The sequence below is a fragment of the Alkalibacterium psychrotolerans genome, from assembly GCF_054784355.1.
On sequence record NZ_BAAGPH010000087.1, the window covers coordinates 1 to 1695 of the forward strand.

At 43.2% G+C, this 1695-nt stretch carries 1 protein-coding gene; it reads right to left on the reverse strand.

The genetic code is table 11. The features are described from left to right. Window positions 1–136: 136 nt before the first annotated feature. Window positions 137–1546, reverse strand: a complete 1410-nt coding sequence (locus tag ACYVLS_RS09025) for an aminotransferase-like domain-containing protein (RefSeq protein WP_460323744.1) — start codon at window positions 1544–1546, stop codon at window positions 137–139. Window positions 1547–1695: the final 149 nt, after the last annotated feature.

Genomic DNA, 1695 nt, shown 5'->3' on the forward strand with positions numbered 1-1695 from the left:
AAATGAAATGGTACCTGTTTATTATAAGAGTGTTCACGGTATTATCTATGATTATTCAGAACTCAAAAAGTAAAGGCTACGCACTATCCCAAAAAGGGCGAAGGCGTAGCCGAAGCTTTTTTTATTGGCTAAGAGTTTATTTTCTATCATAATTTACAAAGCTGAAGCGGACACCATGCGATTGGTCCCCAAAACGCTGACCTTTTGCTACAAGGATTCCCTTACGAAGTAACTCCATTAATAAGGCGTCAACCTCCTCTTCTGATTTACCAGGGAAGCGGCAGTACAAATGAAAGCCACCTTTTGACGGCTGGAAGGCAATGGCGTCACCGAATTCTTCTTTCAGCCAAGTCTGCATGCGCTGTGAACGTTTTTCAAGAATGTTTCGGATGTGAACCTGATAGTCATCCATCTCTGTACGAAGAAAGTGATCAGCCATAAATTGCGGAAGAAAACTCAGGTCGGAGTCAATCTGCAGACGAATATCAGCCAAATTGTTCAGTACAGCCTCAGGCCCAATCATCCAGCCGATGCGCAAATGCCGCCCGGCTAGTTTAGACAACGTGCCTAAATAAATGACTTGCTGGTTCTCGTCAAGCATTTTCAGTGGTCGGTTATCCAGGGACTCATCAAAGGTCAAACCACCATATGCATCATCTTCCACAATAGGAATCCGTTTCAGCAGGCAATAGCCCAGAATTTCTTTTTTTCGCCGTGGACTCATGACCAAACCGGTCGGATTTTGAAAAATGGGATTTAATATAATCATTTTCAACGGATGTTTGAGTGACGCTTCCTGGAGACCACTGACTGTCATGCCTTCTCTATCCATAGGTATAGGTACAATACGCAAGCCTGCAGCCTGAAATAGCTTCAATGAATAGAAATAGGACGGGGCTTCAATACCAACCGCATCGCCAGGCTTTAAAAGCCCCTGCGTAATTAAAAACAGGGCATTTTGTGTGCCGGAAGTAATCATAATTTCTTCCAGAGGCACAGCCATCTGATAAGTTTTCTGCACGTATTGCTGCACACTTTCTTTTAAAGAACGAATACCAGTGTGAGAGGAAGACTGCTCTTTCTCCTGATGAACTAGTTCTTTCCAGGAAATATCAGGGGTATGAAGTTCCGGGAGTAAATCGTCTGGCAGAATACCTTTGGATAAATCCATGTTTGGCTTCATGTCATTAGCACGAAGAGAAGCCGCAGCCTGCTCATAAGGTGAGTCTGATTGGAGTGATTCATTTGTCAGAGAACTGCCCCAGTTGATTGAAGGCTTAGTCTGTAGACCCCATTTATCGGGATTTACAAAGGTGCCGCTGCCTTTTTTTCTGATCAGAACGCCCTGGGCAGCCAGTTCTTCCATCGCCCGAATGACGGTGGAACGGTTGACATTCAGCTTTTCTGCCAATTTCCGCTCTGCCGGCAGCTTGGCACCCGCAGAGAGTTCACCTACCTTGATTTTTTCTTCAACCAGATACATAATTTTTTGGTATAAAGGCAGGCCATTATTATCAGTGATGTGCCAGTTAGTCAAGTTTGTCATTTATCCTCCCTCATTTCTCTTAAAGTAGTTACCAATTTTTTTATATTTTTAACATGTTTTAAAGCAACTAACGTTGCTCTGTCAATAAAAGTGCAAAAAGGCACCTCTTCCCCCCTTAATCTGATAAAATGAAGTTCACTAAAACAAAC

Coding starts and splice junctions, on each gene's coding strand:
- ACYVLS_RS09025 (WP_460323744.1), bottom strand. CDS start 1,546: ATGACAAACTTGACTAACTGGCACATCACTGATAATAATGGCCTGCCT.